A 15,473-nucleotide genomic window follows, 5' to 3' on the forward strand; every position below is an offset into this window, starting at 1 on the left:
AAAGCCCTACTAACAACATAAGTCAGTAGGGAACGCACCTCTTAATTCAACTCAAAGGATTCTGTAATATTGATGCTATCTTTTACTGATTGTACCATTGAGCAATTCTTACGAGTAACTTCTAATGATTTCTCGATTTTTTGCTCTGTTGTATCACAACCACTAATCGTAAAATGCATGTGAATGGCTTGGATCTCTTGCGCTCCTTCTGGATTACGAGTTATGTCAGCTCGAACATGAATATCCTCATACGGAATTCGTTTCTTTTCTAATACTTTACGTAATACACCACCACTGCACACAGCTATCGAGGATACTAATAATTGATAAGGTCTAAACCCGTACTCCGCATTCCCTGAAATCTGTAAGCTTCCATATTCCACTGTTGTTTCAAAACCGTTTTCCTTCATCGTAAATTCCATTGTGAACGCCTCCTTTTTTCCTTCTCTATTGTACCGATTTCTGAGTGATCCGTCATTTGTTTCGTTTAAGATAGTCATTCCCTTACATACAATGTACAATAGTCTTTGTGACAAATCATCAAGATAGGAGCATGATGATACGATGACTGAAGGAAAAGCAGCTGAAAACCGTCCTTTATACAGATTGATTGTATTGATCATTATGGTTGCCATTGCAGGATTTGCTCAAGGCATGCTCTTGCCTCTTCTCGCAATCATGTTAGAAGATGCTGGTGTTTCCTCGTCCTTAAATGGATTAAATGCAGCCGCTCTATATATTGGCGTTTTACTCGCCTCCCCATTTATTGAACATCCTGTTAGAAAATACGGCTATAAACCTGTCATTACGATTGGATTAGTCTTAATGATCACCTCACTCCTCTTACTCCCTTTATGGCAAGCTTTTTGGTTTTGGTTTGTCCTAAGGATTATTATTGGTATTGGTGATAATATGGTTCATTTTGCGACACAAGTATGGATCACTACAACAAGTACCCCGAAGAACCGCGGACGAAATATTTCTCTTTATGGACTCGCTTTTGGTTTAGGCTTTGGAGTTGGGCCTTTTATGACCCGATTACTTAGTATCAATGAATGGTTACCATTTTTACTATCTGCTGGATTGAGCACGCTGGCCTGGCTTTTAATTTTGCAAATGCGAAATGAATTCCCGGCAACAGATATGGAAACTGGAAGTCAGTTATCAACTTGGAAGCGATATAAGGAGGTTTTCAAACTGGCTTGGTTCGCTTTCTTGCCAGCCTTTGGATACGGCTTTCTTGAAGCTTCCTTACATGGTAATTATCCGGTCTATGCCTTGCGCTCAGGAATGACCATTGAACTGGTGTCCATATTATTGCCAGCTTTTGTCATTGGAGGGCTGATCACACAGCTTCCTCTTGGATTACTAAGTGACCGAGTCGGACGCAAGAAAATCTTGCTCTTTTTATCGAGTTTCGGAGCGCTTTGTTTTTTTGCCATGATTGCTTTTGAGAGTTCGACCACGATCTTATTCATTTTATTTATCTTAGCTGGTGGTTTTGTAGGTTCATTTTTCTCACTAGGCGTGATGTATCTGGCTGATCTTATTCCTACACATTTATTGCCTACGGGTAATGTGATGATGGCTATAAGCTTTGGGGTAGGCAGCATGATCGGACCACTTATTGGTGGGATATTTATTGATATTTTTGAGTCAGGGAGTATTTATTATTCTATTGGTGGGATGCTCGTCTTTATTTTTATCACCGGCATTGCCTTTAAAAATAAACAAGCGTCTTCTCCTACTAAAGCAGTAACTGAAAGCATATAAAAGCCCTCGTTCAAGAGAACGAGGGCTTTGAATTAATGGTAACCATTTTGTTTATTAGCTGAACTACTTGTTTTATGATTGTTGGCATGCTTATGCCCAGAGTGATGAGCATTTGCTTTTGGCTTCTTCTTTTGGCTCATGTCATACACCTACTCTCATCAAAGTAATGGAGGTGACCGACGCAATGTGGTCACCTCCATTCACCAACCTAGAACAGATATTCTTTATTCAATGAACAATCTGGGGTCGAAACGATGTTTGTCTTTAGGAGACACCTCACTTCAATATTGTTTACTAACAATCCTGAAAGTCTATGTTATTCTCCTTCAATGTAATCACCTCAATTAAGGTTATCACTACAAATTCGCAACTTGCCTATTGTATCTCTGAACAACTATTTGTTCTAGAGTCGGTGTTAAGCACAGCAGATTATCTGCCGTCCTTAAACATTATAATGTCCGATTTCTTTTGAGTTATGCATGAGGTTTATTTTTTAATTGCTTTACTTCTGAGGCAGCATCCTTTGTAGCTTGAATAATCTCCTCGGAACTTTCTTTGAGGTGAGAAGCAGTCTCTGATATCTTTTTCACATCTTCACTAATATCACGAATGACTTGTGAAACTTCTGTTGCAGTATCACGAACTTGATCAAAGATTTGCTCACGGTTTTCACGAATAAAGGTCAAGGCTTCAGTTGTACCCTTTTTTAATTCAGACGCTTCTTCCTTTAACTTCTCGCGCCATTCTTTCTTTGCAAGAATTACCGTAAGGGCAACAGCACCGCCAATCCACAATCCTTTGCATAGCGTTTGACAAGGTTTCTTTTCCATTTCCATAACGCTTTCCTCCTCATAAGTGGCCTCTCTTATTATATTACCAATAAATTCAGAGAAATAAAAAGGAATGTTAATTTAAAATTATGAATGAATAACCATTCACTTTATCTCGAAATACGTGAGCTCATTTTCATGCCGTTCGACAATAAGGTCGTCTTCCATTAAAAGGTCCAAGTGACCAAACACTTCAGAAAATGTTAGTTCAGGTTGCTTATGGTGACTACGCCCAAACATTTTAGCACCTAGCTCATTAACCGTCATTTTCCCACTCTTTAAATGGTCATAAATCACCCGCGCCCTATCTTCTTGAGCTGTTAGTCGAATATCAATGAGCGTAGTCACATCCGTAATCGATGGGCCGTGTCCTGTGTGTAGTTCGCTTATTTGTAAGTTTTTTATTGTTTCAAGAGATTCACGATATTGTAATAATGTTCTCGGTCTTTCCTGCCCCTCTAGAGGAGCTTCAAGTAAAGCATTCGAAGAGACTTTAGATAATAAAACATCTCCACCAATTGCAACTCCATCTGACTCCCTTAGAAACAACAGATGACTTTGTGCATGACCAGGCGTTTCTATGACTCGCCAATCACTTAGACCTGGTAACTTATCTCCTTGTGCAACAAACACGTCAACACTCGACTTATCCACAAAGTGAAGGTACCCTAGACTTGATCGCTCAATCACTTTAAGCTGTTCCGCGTTCAATCCATGTCGAAGGTAAAATCGTTTAAAAAAGCGAGCATATTGCATAAAGAAGTCAGGATCGCGCGAGAGCCATAATTGATTTAACTGATGCCCAATTACCTTTGCCTTGCTAAATCTTGCGACTAACCCCACATGATCAGGATGATGATGTGTTAAGACTACTTGCTCTACATCATCGATTGAATACCCAATTGACTCAATACCACTCTTTAATAACTCCCAACCTTCATCCGTTTTCGGACCAGTATCTACTAGCGTTAACGTTTCACCTTCAATTACATAGCAATTCACAGGACCAACAAGAAATGGTGTAGGAATGGTAAGACAATGAATCTTCTCTGTCTTCACGGCCATAACAATAACTCCTTCCAAAATTCACTTCATTAAAAAAGAGAGATGTTTAACAATTGTTAAACATCTCCATTTTAACATTAATTGTATGCTTGTGTAAGAAAATGATCTGTCTCAAGAGGCTCGAAGCCTTCTTTATCAACTTTCTTCAACTCGTTCAATTCATGTGTTAAACTCTCAATTTTTCTCTGTAGATCTTCATACTTTTTCTTTTCTGATACTGTCATGCCTCTCTCCTCCTAGTTGTTTCTCTTTATTTTGGGAATGTCCTCCTCACCATCGAACAACCGTTCAATTAGATGAGGAACAACTCCAATAGCTTTCTTTAAATGTTAAAAATATTCTAACAATTAAACAACCTCTTGTAAACACCTAAATTTTATGGTAAGCGCTTTCATTTAAGATTAATTTTTTCCAGTTCTTTTTCAGCTAAAAAAAGCATACCAGCTAAATGATATGCTCTCCTTTATTCAAACCTTTGCAGTTGCCTTAGTAACAATTCTTCGTATTGCATTTGGTTATAAATAATTTGCAGTGATTGATGAACATAAAGCGTTATGGTTTGATTCATTAACTTCATCATTTGTACTTTCCGATATTCTAATCGCCTTATTTGAATGTAGAGCCCTTCCTCATATGTAGAAGGCGGCCGGAAAATTTCTTGATCTACTTCAGGCCAACGTCCATTCATTTGATAAAACAATCCTCTAAGCCAATCGTAATGACTTCTTCTACTTTGAAGAACTTGCCTCCATAAAAACGAAGCCTCCTCCCTTGTCGCCACTACAGATAAATAATCAATCATTAGCACATCTGAACTTTCTGTTTTCATCAATTCTTCTATGATTGAATTGGTTTCGGCCAATTGTCTTAAGGCATGACTATTCATCAAACCACCCTTTCACTTTTTTACATCTTATGTGAGAGAGAAATACATTAGAAACAGTCGACACAAACCGTCAAATTTCACCTTTTTCAAAAAATTGTAACAATTTAACCATCATATACTTTCTAACCTTGGTATAATGTAAGTACAGCAAGCCTGTCTTGCTAGTCATACGAATAAGGAATGGTGATTAATGAGACGTCAAGCCATAAACTTCGATAAATTAGTTCTTGAAAATAAAAAACAGCTTTTAAATGATCCAGAATTTCTCGCTAAAGTCGAAAGAAGGATTGAAGAAAGAAATACTCCATCTAAAACAGTCAAAGCCAAGTAATCATCCCTAACGAAACCATCTCATATTGAGGTGGTTTTTTTGCATTTGGAAAATTTAGTGCATAATCCCATTGATCACAACACAAAGTAAATGCATGGAATACATCAGCTAGAAGGGAACGATCGAGATGGATAACGTTTTATTAGCACGCAGCTTATTTGGATCGTCGATGGCGTTCCATATCATATTTGCCACATTAGGGGTTGGGATTACTCTAATGATATTACTCGCTGAAATTTTGCGTTTACTAAAGAAGGACGAAGATTACGGACTACTAGCAAAAAGATGGACGAAAGGTGTTGCAATTTTACTTGGAGTTGCAATTCCCTCTGGCACAATTGTTGCAATTATGCTTTCACTATTATGGCCTGGCTATATGGAGATTGTTGGACAAGTTATTGCTCTGCCGTTTCAAATTGAGATCTTCGCCTTCTTTATTGAAGCATTATTTCTCTCTATTTACGTGTATGCAGCTGACCGGCTCACTCCTACAATGAGAATTGTAAGTGTTTTTTTTGTAGCTCTAGGCGCAACTGCATCTGCCGTTCTAATTACGGATGCACATGCTTGGATGAATACACCAAGAGGATTTGATTACGTTGATGGGGTCGTTTCCAATGTCCGCCCACTCGAAGCTGTATTCAACCCCAGCATCTATGTTACAGCGATGCACGTGATTGGGAGTGCTTATATGGCAGGCGCATTCACGTTAGCTTCTGTTGCCGCTTATAAACTATTTCGCGGCGGGTTGACTGAACGCGAGACAACTTATCACAAAAAAGGATTAATGCTGTCGCTAGGTGTTGCTTTAATTATGTCATTTTACACTGCGAATAATGGTCATGATACGGCGATTATGCTTCATGAGGAAATCCCCGTTAAGCTTGCAGCAGCTGAAGGTCTATTTGAAACTCAACCTAATGCTCCTCTTGCTATTTTGGGTACACCAGACCCTGAAGCTGGTCGTGTAGTTGGTGGAATTGAAATACCTGGGATGCTTAGTTGGTTAGCAACAGGAACCACAGATGGAGTTGTTCAAGGCTTAAACGATTTCCCACGGGATGAGTGGCCGCCATTATTTGTGCACACCTTATTCAACTTAATGGTAGGAATCGGTACAGCTCTACTTGGATTAGCTGCCCTTTACTGGGTATTTTGGTTTTTGGGGCGTAAAAAACAAAAACCTCTACCTAAATGGCTTTTAGGTGCCCTTGTTCTTGGAGGTCCTCTTGCCATGATTGGAATTGAGACAGGATGGATTTTCAGTTGTACAGGTAGACAACCTTGGACAATCTTCGGTGTTCAACGTACTGCAGAAGCAGCTACAAATTCAGGTAATTTAGGCACGCTCTTCATATTATTTCTAACCCTCTATATTAGCCTATTGGTCTTAACCGGGCTTGTCATGCATTTCTATTTCAAACGTAATCCGGTTACCCATGAACTTGAACAACCTTTATCAACTACGTAGTTTTCACTTCAAAAAGAAAGGGGATCAAACATAAAAATGGAGAACGTTTATATTGCCATTATCATTTTGTGGATCTTCTTATTCGTCTACGCCATTGCAGGCTCGATCGATTTTGGAGCAGGCTTTTGGGCAATGTTCTATCGAAAACGAACGGACACAAAAGCAGCCAGCATTGCGAATCGTTACTTATCCCCTTCATGGGAAGTGACTAATGTTTTTCTAGTGTTACTGGTTGTCGCGCTTGTTGGTTTCTTTCCTGGTGCGGCTTCCTCTCTAGGAACAATTTTAATTGTCCCCTTTTGTCTCGTCTTAATTTTATTGACAATCAGAAGTGCATTTATGGTGTACTCCTATTCAGTTCAAAAATACACGAATATGCTTGTGATTATTTCTGGAGTGACCGGGCTTTTAATCCCCGCCCTTCTTGTCAGCATTTTACCTGCAGCAATAGGAGGTTTTGTTGAAACGGTTGGCGACCGGCAATATGTATTAGTGAATCAACTTTTCACAAGTCCAACATTCTACACCCATATCGGCTTTGGAATAAGTACAGAGCTTTTCTTATCTTCTCTCCTTTTAAGTGATTATGCGCGAGAGGCCAATTCTGAAGAAACCTATCATGTCTACCGTAAAAATGCGATTGTTCTAGGACCGATAACGTTAGCGTTCGCCGTTGCTGCTATTTTCACCTTGATCCCTGAAGCTTTTTGGATGTTTGAAAACATGGCAAATGAATGGCTTTGGTTCACTTTATCTCTACTTGCCTTTACCATTGGCTATAGTGCCTTATGGTGGCCTTCTAAAAAAGTAAGTATCGGGCAACCGCGAGTAGCTGTTCTATTGATCGCTCTCCAATTTGGTTTAGCTAGCTTTGCCTATGGTTCTGCCCATATGCCTTATTTCTTATATCCAGACGTAACCATTTATGATGCCTTTACAAACGATACCATGTTTCAGTTGTTGCTAATCGGATATGGGGTTGGTATGGCGGTTCTAGTTCCAATTTTTATTTTCTTTTGGAGATTATTTATGAAAGATAAACGTTATTTAAAGCAAGAAGAATCTCATTAACAGATAAAAAAGAAGGATCAAATGATCCTTCTTTTTTAATGATCTATTTTAAATGTTTTAACAAGTTGTTGTAATTCTTCAGCCATTGTAGTTAATGCATGGGCTGATGAGGTTACCTCTTCCATTGACGCTAATGTCTCTTCTGCCGAGGCACTGACGGTGGAAGTGTGTTCAGCTGATTCTTTGGCAATGCTCGTCATGTTATTGACCGAGTCAGAAACGACCGATGACTTCTCAGCCATTGCTTGAGCTGTTCGATTCATCTGTTCTATTTGCTCATTCATCGACTCAATTGTTTCACTAATAGCCGTAAACTTTTCATCCGTTTTATTTGCTGTTTCAAGTCCAACACGCACTTCTTCCTTTACAAGATCCATCATGGATACTGAAAGCTTCGTTTCTTTTTGCATGGCTGAAATTAAATCATTGATTTGCAGCGTGCTATTTGAAGACTGTTCAGCTAACTTTCTCACCTCATCTGCTACGACAGCAAATCCTCTCCCATGCTCACCTGCTCTTGCTGCTTCTATCGCTGCATTTAAGGCAAGAAGATTTGTTTGATCAGCAATGCTACGAATGACATCTAAAATACCACCAATCTCTTCAGCTTTTGAAGACATTCCTTGAATCGCTTGATCAGAATCTTTAACAGATTGATCAATGGCATTCATTTTTACAACGGTTTCTCGTACGAGCTTGCCACCATCAGCTGCGTATTGGCGGGACACCTCAGATTGCTCCTCTACATTTGTCGCACGTGCTGCAATTTCTTCTACACCATTGGCCACTTCACTTAACAGCACTCTACTTTTATCAGAAGCATGCAATTGATCATCTGTCCCCTTTGCAATTCTCTCTATGGCTGAAGCGGTATGCTCGGTTGCGCGTGATGTCTGTTCAGCACTAGCTGATAACTCTTCTGAGGAAGCCGCCACTTGATCTGAGTTCGTTAATAATTGACTCACTAATGTACGAAGCTGTTCCTGCATTAATCCAAATGCAGTTGCTAAAGCAGCCATTTCATCATTGCCTCTCACTTTAGCAGCCGTCACTGTTAAGTCACCACTTGCCATTCGTTCAGCAGCTGATTTCATTCGTTTCAGTGGTTTTGTAATAACTGTTGATAATATGATACCTAATCCAATAGCTACAATAAATGCAATGATACTAATAATGACTGTTAAAACAATCGACTGTTGTACATCACTTGCTATTGCATCTGCTCTTTCTGTACGATAGTCGGCAATTTGATTCGTAAACTCTTCGGATTCTGCAAGTATTTCCCTAGCAATGGGGAGGACTTCAGTATTTACAATCTCAATTGCTCCTTCAGGATTCAATTGAAATTGATTAATTGCAACATTTGATTGTTGCAAGTAATCGCTATTTAGTTGGCTTAGTAGCTCCGTTCTCTCGGCTACATCTCCATCTGGTATTAATAGTTTAAGCTCTTCTATATACACATTCACTTGACCATTATATTCATAGAAGCGTTCAAGCATCTCTCGCTCACCTGTCAACATGTATCCTCTAAGATTACTGCTCGTCCGATTTAAATTACTTTCCATTCTTAAAGAAGCCACTTCTAGATCTCGAAATAAACCAGTTAACTCCTGGTATGACTGGTCAACTTTCTTAACATTTATGTAGGAAAACAAACTAGCAATACTGAAAATAATAGCGACTAAAACGAAACTAGCTATCAACTTTTGACCTACTGAACCTCTCCCCATCTACTTCACCTGCCTTATATATTTGCAATTTTTGACGAATTCCATTGATTGCAAATATATCTTACCATAATATCTCTAAAAAAAGATATAAAACATTACCTTTTATACCGGTAATAAAGACCTATTTAAAAAAACCAAGAAGCAACACTTTACTTCTTGGTCATTTATACTAGTTATCTGTTAACTTCATAAATTCATCCACATCGGCTAAGACAACATTAATTGCTTCTTGCCAGAATGTCTTAGTTGATAAATCTACTTGTAAGTGTTTTTCAGCTAATTCTTCAACACTCATACTCGCTGTGTCTTCGAGCAGAGAAATATAATCATCTTCAAATGAACGACCCACTTCAAGAGCACGCTTATAAATTCCCATACTAAATAGGTAACCAAACGTATAAGGGAAATTATAGAAAGGGACACCAGTAATATGAAAATGAAGTTTTGAAGCCCAGAAAGTTGGTGAATAGGTTTCTAGTTGATTTCCATACGCCTCGCGCTGTGCTTCTTCCATTAGTTGATTTAACTCTCCTGTTGAAACGAGCTTTTCTTTACGAGCCTCGTAAAAGCGAGTTTCAAAGAGAAATCGAGCATGAATGTTCATAAAGAAAGCAAGTGCTCGGTTCACTTTATTTTCAAGTAAAGCAAGTTTCACCTCTGCATCTTCGGCCTCACTGACCAGTGCATCCGCTACAATCGTTTCTGCAAAAGTCGAGGCTGTTTCTGCAACATTCATCGCATAACGTTGGGCAAAAGGTTGTTTTTCTTTTAAGCAGTGACTATGGTAAGCATGACCTAATTCATGCGCCAGGGTAGCAACATTGGCCATTGTCCCGTCATACGTCATGAAAATGCGTGATTGCTTTGATAATCCAAACGAGGTGCAGAAACCACCAGGACGCTTACCAGCGCGATCCTCAGCCTCTACCCAGCCATCACGAAGAGCCCCTTCTGTGAACCTAGCAAGCTTTGGACTAAATTTATTAAAATGCTTAATGATTAAATCACAAGCCACATCATATGAAATCGTAGCATCTTCCTCTGTTGGAAGAGGAGCATGAACATCGTTAAGCGCAAGTTTTTTTACACCTAGTAATTGTGCCTTGCGTTCCATAAATTCATAAAAACGAGGTTTATTCTCTGTAATAGCCTCCCACATTGCTGAAAGTGTTTTCTGACTCATTCGGTTTATAGCAAGTGGCTCTTTTAACACATCATTCCATCCACGTGCTTCGTACAGCTTTAATCGGTAACCAGCTAAATGATTGAGCGTCGATGTAAATAACGGTGCTTCCTTTTGCCATGCTTCTTCAGATACAACAGATGCTTGTTCCCTAGTCTCTCGATTAGAGCTATTGAGACGATTTTGAAGCTGTCCTGCTGAAAGAAGCTTTGTTTCTCCATTCTCCTCAAAAGGGATTTGCATACGACCTACTGCCTGGTTATACACTGCACCCCATGCATGATACCCATCAATTGCTAGTGCAGCAGCAAGCTTTTCTTCAGCGGGATTTAATTTGTCATCTGCTGCATCCTTTCTTTCTTTTAAATTAAAGCGAACCTCTTTTAATGATTCGGTTTCAATTAACGTGCTCCATTCATCAGGAGTGAGAGCCACAAGTTTTTCTTCAAGACCTACCACAAGATTTTGGACAGCTGTAAATTGTTCTTGTACCTTCCCCTGCCATAATGTAGCCTGTTCATCTTTTACATTTTGAGCAGTTAAACAACTAATAAATGCTCCCGATTCTCTCGTATGCTGCATCACCTCTTGAAGATGATGAATAACTGTTTCAAGTTCTCTTAATGATAGAGACTGATTTAATCTTTGAGTAAGCTCTTTTAATATTTGATCTGTATTCTGAACAAATGAATGAAGCTCCTCTGATGTACTCCCCCCTTTAAAAAATGATTCTAAATCCCAATTCTGTGGATAACTCATATGTATATTCCTCCTTAATTATTTCGCTTCTCGTACTATTATCACTTTATCAAACCTTTCTTTATATCGCTATAAGATTTTGAACATTTAAATAAATTTAAAATAGGGCTCCCCCGAAGGATAGCCCTCCTTGTCATCAAGCACCATGCCCTAAAAATAATCCCCCATAAAGCAAAGCTCCTGCAATGACAAAAGCAGGATGTACTTTCCACTTCTCAAGCAAAAGCCAACTAATAATAATTAAAAAGCCTGTTTGTAACCACCCTGTATTCACCACAGATGTATCGAAAAATTGAAACGCTAATACTCCAAGTAAGATGGCAATGGTTGGTTTAATTAAAGCAGTCATTCGTTTGACACGTGGTGAATCTTTAAATTTATAAAGGATACCAAGTAAGAAAATCATTATGACTAAGGAGGGAGCGACTGTAGCAAATAAAGCTACCGAGGCACCCATCACTCCACCTACTTCATATCCAATATATCCCGCCATTTTTGTTGCAATCGGACCAGGCAATGCATTTCCAATGGCAAGTAGTTCTCCAAACTCTTCAACCGTTAACCAGCCGTAACGATTAACGACTTCTGTTTGAATAAGCGGTATAGACGCAGGACCCCCGCCATATCCGACAATCCCAGGAATGAAGAAAGCTAAAAAAAGTTCCCAATAGATCATGAGGAAGCCTCTCCTTTCTTTTCACCTTTTGGACGAGCTAATAAGCCATAAGCAATTAATATTCCAATGACAATAGCCGGATGGATGTTTAAGAATTGATAAGCGATTAAACTAACAATACTTAATGCCAATGTTATGAGTAGCCCTATCCCTTTTTTCGATTGCTTCAAAAATTGCACAGTTAGCACAAATAACATTACACCAACAACGGGTGCTACAGCAGCTGTCATGCCAGCAACTATTCTTGAATCACGATAGGAAGAAAGAAGGCCGATTAGTCCAATCATTAGAAGTACAGTCGGTAGAACAGTTGCGATTAATCCATTTATAAGACCGACCCAACCTCCCACTCTATAGCCAATATACCCCGCCATTTTCGTTGCAATCGGACCAGGTAATGCATTGCCAAGGGCTAATACATCAGCAAACTCTTGATCATTCATCCATTTAAAACGCTCCACTACTTCCTTGTGTACAAGTGGAATCGTAGCAGGTCCCCCTCCATACCCAAGCATCCCTGAACGAAAAAACGCGATGAACAGGTCACGCTGTAAGGAAATATCCATTCTCTCACTCCCAACAAAAAGATCATATTATTTTCTATTTTTATAATTAATGATTACATTTTACCTTATATAACTTAACAAATGAACTATAAATACATATTTTTATTTCATTCCTGCATTAGACAACCTACAACCCTACCTCCTTATTTTTTAAAAGCAAAAAGTGACAGATGCACCTTGCTTTTATATAATGAAAGAAGCTTAAAGAATAAGTGGTGACTACGATGAAAATAGATGCGACTGATCGAAGAATTTTAGCTTTATTAACAGACAATGGACGAATGTCTTATGTCGATATCGCCAAGGAATTAGGGCTCTCACGGGTGGCCGTAAGGGAGCGAATCCATCAGCTAACTGAAGAAGGCGTGATTGAGAAATTCAGTGTCGTCATTAATTCAGATAAAGTAGGTAAGTCGGTTTCTGCTTTTTTTGAGGTTGATTGTGAACCGACCTCGCTCGTACGGGTAGCAGAAACGCTAGCAGAAAATCCAAAAGTAGCAAGTTGCTATCAAATGACCGGGCCAAGTACTCTACATATGCATGTTTTAGTAGAAGACTTTGATGAGTTAGAAAATTTTATTAATGAAGAACTATATGCATTAGAAGGAATCACCCGTGTAGAGAGTCATATCTTATTACGACGCTTTAAAAGCCGCAGTGGCTTAAAGTTATAAACTTATTTCTAAAGATTATAAACAAACAAGGAAAGGGCTCAACCTTAACGGATGAACCCTTTTTCTTCATTACCAGGCCGCCACTTCACCGTCCGTACGATGCTCTGTACCACCGGCTAGTACGCCCGTTTTAGGATTTCTCCAAATAATCTGTCCTCTTCCAAATGGCCCTCCATCAAGAGCCACCTGAATATCATGTCCTCTTCGCTTCAAGGCTTGTGCTAAATGAGTTGGCAAACTCCCTTCCACGTGAACCGTTTTACCTTCTGACCACATCCAGCGTGGTGCATCTAGAGCAGCTTGTGGATTCAAGTGAAAATCAACTGTATTCATAACCACTTGCACATGTCCTTGAGGCTGCATAAAGCCACCCATCACCCCAAATGGCCCTACTGCTTCATTATCTTTCGTTAAGAAACCTGGAATAATCGTATGATAGGTTTTCTTTCCGGGCTTCAAACAATTATCATGATTCTCGTCCAAAGAGAAATTATGTCCACGGTTTTGCATGGCAATCCCAGTGCCAGGAATCACAATTCCAGATCCGAATCCCATATAGTTACTTTGGATAAAGGAGACCATATTCCCCTCACTATCTGCAGTTGCTAGATAAACCGTTCCTCCTTTTGGTGGAGTTCCTGGCTCAGGATTCATTGCCTCCTCCCCGATTAACGATCTTCTCTCATTTGCATATGCTTCTGAAAGTAAGGCTTCTGGAGAAACTTTCATCTCTTTAGGGTCAGTAATATAATTCATCCCATCGACAAAAGCAAGCTTCATTGCCTCTATTTGCTTGTGAAGGGTGTCCACTGAATCTTTCTCTGCAAACTCATAACCTTCCAATATCTTTAAAGCTTCTAATGCAATGAGTCCTTGTCCATTCGGAGGAATCTCCCATACATCGTATCCACGATAACAGACTGAGATCGGTTCCACCCACTCTGGTTCGTAAGCTTCTAAGTCTCCCTTACGCAAGTAACCATTATATTGCTTGAAATAGGAGTCGATTTCATCTGCAATCTCTCCCGTGTAGAAGGCTTCTGCGTTGGATTCTGCTATTTTTCTTAACGTATCTGCATGACCCGGTGAGCTCCACATCTCTCCTGCTTCTGGTACCTTCCCGTTAGGAGCAAATGTGGCAAACCATGACTTATACTCTTCCCCTTTAAAGAGCTTCGAAAATGTCTCGAATGCTCCTTTCCAATATATAGCAAGTGTTGGTGAGACTGGGAATCCATTTTCCGCATACTCAATAGCAGGCGCTAATACTTCTGTAAGTGATAGCTTTCCAAATTTCTTTGATAACTCCGCCCAAGCTTTAGGTGTACCAGGCACTGTAACAGGTGTCATTCCGAATTTAGGTAATTCTTTATCGTAACCTGCTGCTCTAACCGCTTCAATTGATAGCGACTCTGGTGCTTGTCCACTTCCATTTAAACCATGTAGCTTTCCATCTACCCATACAAGAGCAAAACAATCTGAACCAATACCATTAGATGTTGGCTCTACTACAGTCAAACAAGCTGCAGTAGCAATCGCTGCATCAATTGCATTCCCTCCTTGTTTTAAGATATCCAGCCCTGCTTGAGCTGCAAGAGGTTGGGACGTTGCAACCATCCCTTTTCTTCCATACGTCACATTACGCTTTGATGAATACGGATAACACTGTGGATTATATTGAACAGTCATTACTTTTCCTCCTTGTTTGTAAAAACCTTATATAACTGACGAATAAAAGTGAAAAATTATAATTTTCTTTCAATATGTACTTTTTTTATTATATTACTAGTTTTTTTGTACGTAAAGTTTTAATCTTTATTTACAAATCTAGTTGCTCATGAAACTAGAACCATGGTAAGGTATATAGAAATTTTATCCATCAGGAGGGTTCACTCATGTTTCTCTATCAAATTCGTAATGACCTCGCATTAAAGTTAGTTTCTATTCAAGATGCCGAAGAAACCTTTCAATTAGTGGATAAGGACAGGTCTTATTTAAGAGAGTGGCTTCCTTGGGTTGATTCTTCTAAGACGGCTGAAGACACGAAAGCTTCATTTCTCTCATTCCTGAAAAATTATGGCGAACAAAAGAGCCTTACCACTGTGATTATGTACCAAGGAAAAATTGTTGGTATAGCTAGTTTTAATAAAATTGATTGGACGAATAAAATTGCGTATATTGGCTACTGGCTAGGAAGTGAGTATCAAGGAAAGGGGATTATGACCGATGTTGCAAAAGCATTGACCGCTTATGCCTTTAGCGAGTTGAAATTAAATCGAGTGGAAATTCATGCAGCTGTAGAAAACAAAAAAAGTCGCGCTATCCCCGAGCGTCTAGGATTTAAAGAAGAAGGTACTGTCCGTCAGACCGAATGGCTCTATGATCATTATGTCGATCATATTATCTACGGGATGCTTAAAAGCGAATGGGAACAACCTATATAAAAAAGATGAGT

General features: G+C 39.3%; 16 protein-coding genes. 6 read left to right on the plus strand and 10 right to left on the minus strand.

Annotation, left to right across the window (positions count from 1 at the left end):
- Positions 1-41: 41 nt before the first annotated feature.
- Entirely contained in the window at positions 42-422 is a 381-nt protein-coding gene (locus tag AB3N04_RS08655) for an OsmC family protein (RefSeq protein ID WP_368505653.1), read from the minus strand.
- Between the two features lie 142 nt (positions 423-564).
- Between AB3N04_RS08655 and AB3N04_RS08660 the strand changes: the two genes are divergently transcribed.
- A complete protein-coding gene (locus AB3N04_RS08660) occupies positions 565-1,773 on the plus strand; it encodes an MFS transporter (RefSeq protein ID WP_368505654.1) in 1,209 nt (402 codons plus the stop codon).
- Positions 1,774-2,246: 473 nt separating this feature from the next.
- Here the strand turns inward: AB3N04_RS08660 and AB3N04_RS08665 are convergent, their stop codons facing one another.
- From AB3N04_RS08665 to AB3N04_RS08680, 4 genes are all read right to left on the minus strand, one after another.
- On the minus strand, positions 2,247-2,609 hold the full coding sequence (locus AB3N04_RS08665) for a hypothetical protein (RefSeq protein ID WP_368505655.1): 363 nt from the start codon (positions 2,607-2,609) through the stop codon (positions 2,247-2,249).
- Positions 2,610-2,708: 99 nt separating this feature from the next.
- On the minus strand, positions 2,709-3,668 hold the full coding sequence (locus AB3N04_RS08670) for an MBL fold metallo-hydrolase (RefSeq protein WP_368505656.1): 960 nt from the start codon (positions 3,666-3,668) through the stop codon (positions 2,709-2,711).
- 77 nt (positions 3,669-3,745) lie between these two features.
- Entirely contained in the window at positions 3,746-3,892 is a 147-nt protein-coding gene (locus tag AB3N04_RS08675; RefSeq protein WP_368505657.1) for a hypothetical protein, read from the minus strand.
- A gap of 239 nt (positions 3,893-4,131) precedes the next feature.
- Complete coding sequence (locus AB3N04_RS08680; protein ID WP_368505658.1) at positions 4,132-4,554, minus strand: hypothetical protein; 423 nt, start codon at positions 4,552-4,554, stop codon at positions 4,132-4,134.
- Between the two features lie 190 nt (positions 4,555-4,744).
- Between AB3N04_RS08680 and AB3N04_RS08685 the strand changes: the two genes are divergently transcribed.
- From AB3N04_RS08685 to AB3N04_RS08695, 3 genes are all read left to right on the plus strand, one after another.
- A complete protein-coding gene (locus AB3N04_RS08685; protein WP_317123019.1) occupies positions 4,745-4,885 on the plus strand; it encodes an FbpB family small basic protein in 141 nt (46 codons plus the stop codon).
- Between the two features lie 127 nt (positions 4,886-5,012).
- Positions 5,013-6,356, plus strand: coding sequence for a cytochrome ubiquinol oxidase subunit I (locus AB3N04_RS08690; RefSeq protein WP_368505659.1), 1,344 nt, complete (start codon positions 5,013-5,015; stop codon positions 6,354-6,356).
- Positions 6,357-6,392: 36 nt separating this feature from the next.
- Entirely contained in the window at positions 6,393-7,427 is a 1,035-nt protein-coding gene (locus AB3N04_RS08695; protein ID WP_317123017.1) for a cytochrome d ubiquinol oxidase subunit II, read from the plus strand.
- Between the two features lie 35 nt (positions 7,428-7,462).
- On the opposite strand, the gene AB3N04_RS08700 is transcribed toward AB3N04_RS08695, so the two are convergent.
- The 4 genes from AB3N04_RS08700 to AB3N04_RS08715 form a co-directional block, all read right to left on the minus strand.
- Positions 7,463-9,160, minus strand: a complete 1,698-nt coding sequence (locus AB3N04_RS08700; RefSeq protein WP_368505660.1) for a methyl-accepting chemotaxis protein — start codon at positions 9,158-9,160, stop codon at positions 7,463-7,465.
- A gap of 169 nt (positions 9,161-9,329) precedes the next feature.
- A complete protein-coding gene (locus tag AB3N04_RS08705; protein ID WP_368505661.1) occupies positions 9,330-11,102 on the minus strand; it encodes a M3 family oligoendopeptidase in 1,773 nt (590 codons plus the stop codon).
- Positions 11,103-11,238: 136 nt separating this feature from the next.
- Positions 11,239-11,778 (minus strand): chromate transporter, encoded by a 540-nt coding sequence (locus AB3N04_RS08710; protein WP_368505662.1) that lies wholly within the window; start codon positions 11,776-11,778, stop codon positions 11,239-11,241.
- Complete coding sequence (locus AB3N04_RS08715; RefSeq protein ID WP_368505663.1) at positions 11,775-12,344, minus strand: chromate transporter; 570 nt, start codon at positions 12,342-12,344, stop codon at positions 11,775-11,777. Before AB3N04_RS08715 ends, AB3N04_RS08710 begins: the two co-directional genes overlap by 4 nt.
- 224 nt (positions 12,345-12,568) lie before the next feature.
- Between AB3N04_RS08715 and AB3N04_RS08720 the strand changes: the two genes are divergently transcribed.
- On the plus strand, positions 12,569-13,018 hold the full coding sequence (locus AB3N04_RS08720) for an Lrp/AsnC family transcriptional regulator (RefSeq protein ID WP_368505664.1): 450 nt from the start codon (positions 12,569-12,571) through the stop codon (positions 13,016-13,018).
- 69 nt (positions 13,019-13,087) lie between these two features.
- On the opposite strand, the gene AB3N04_RS08725 is transcribed toward AB3N04_RS08720, so the two are convergent.
- Complete coding sequence (locus tag AB3N04_RS08725) at positions 13,088-14,707, minus strand: gamma-glutamyltransferase family protein (protein ID WP_368505665.1); 1,620 nt, start codon at positions 14,705-14,707, stop codon at positions 13,088-13,090.
- A gap of 206 nt (positions 14,708-14,913) precedes the next feature.
- Here AB3N04_RS08725 and AB3N04_RS08730 point away from each other — a divergent pair, with 206 nt between their 5' ends.
- Entirely contained in the window at positions 14,914-15,462 is a 549-nt protein-coding gene (locus AB3N04_RS08730; protein ID WP_368505666.1) for a GNAT family N-acetyltransferase, read from the plus strand.
- Positions 15,463-15,473 lie beyond the last annotated feature (11 nt).

Origin of the sequence: Alkalihalophilus sp. As8PL, assembly GCF_040939795.1 — a bacterium.
Classification (GTDB): Bacteria; Bacillota; Bacilli; order Bacillales; family Bacillaceae_D; genus Alkalihalophilus; species Alkalihalophilus lindianensis.